The 1,001-nt window shown below is 48.5% G+C and carries 1 rRNA gene; it reads left to right on the top strand.

Features of this window, described 5'->3' with window-relative positions:
- Window positions 1-2: 2 nt before the first annotated feature.
- Window positions 3-1,001: ribosomal RNA gene (locus EDD66_RS18285) — 23S ribosomal RNA — on the top strand; the annotation flags it as partial.

Here is a 1,001-nt window from a genome sequence, read left to right as displayed (position 1 = left end):
TAGGTCAAGCTAATAAGAGCGTAGGGTGGATGCCTTGGCACTAAGAGCCGAAGAAAGACGTGATAAGCTGCGATAAGTGTTGGTGAGGAGCAAATATCCATTGACCCAGCAATTTCTGAATGGGGAAACCTAGCGGAGCAAACCTCCGTTACTATTAAGTGAATACATAGCTTAATAGAGGGAACCCGGGGAACTGAAACATCTAAGTACCCGGAGGAAAAGAAAGAAAACTCGATTTCCAGAGTAGTGGCGAGCGAAATGGAAAGAGCCTAAACCAGAGTGCGTGCACTCTGGGGTTATGGACCGCAATAAGTGAGTCGTATGATAGAAGAATGGTTTTGGGAAAGCCAGCCAGAGAGAGTGAAAGCCTCGTATTCGAAATCAGAAGACAGCGAGCGGGATCCGAAGTACCACGAGACACGAGAAACCTTGTGGGAACTCGGGGGGACCACCCCCCAAGGCTAAATACTACTTAGTGACCGATAGCGCATAGTACTGTGAAGGAAAGGTGAAAAGAACCCCGGGAGGGGAGTGAAAAAGAACCTGAAACCCTATGTTTACAAGCTGTGGAACATCCGTATGTGGTGAACCGCGTACTTTTTGTAGAACGGTCCGGCGAGTTACGTTTACTGGCAAGGTTAAGGTCAAAAAGACCGGAGCCGAAGGGAAACCAAGTCTTAATAGGGCGTGAAGTCAGTGTACGTAGACCCGAAACCGGGTGATCTATCCATGTCCAGGTTGAAGTTGCCGTAAAAGGCAATGGAGGACCGAACACACATCCGTTGAAAAGGGTGGTGATGAGGTGTGGATAGGGGAGAAATTCCAATCGAACCCGGAGATAGCTGGTTCTCCTCGAAATAGCTTTAGGGCTAGCCTTGATTTAGACTGATGGAGGTAGAGCACTGAATATCCTAGGGGGCGTCAAAGCTTACCGAAGATTATCAAACTCCGAATGCCATACAGCCGATGATCAGGAGTCAGACTGCACGAGATAAGTTGGG

This window comes from Mobilisporobacter senegalensis (genome assembly GCF_003752155.1).
GTDB lineage: Bacteria > Bacillota > Clostridia > Lachnospirales > Lachnospiraceae > Mobilisporobacter > Mobilisporobacter senegalensis.
The sequence above is the reverse complement of the archived record's forward strand: the minus strand, read 5'-3'. Positions and strand labels throughout refer to the sequence as shown.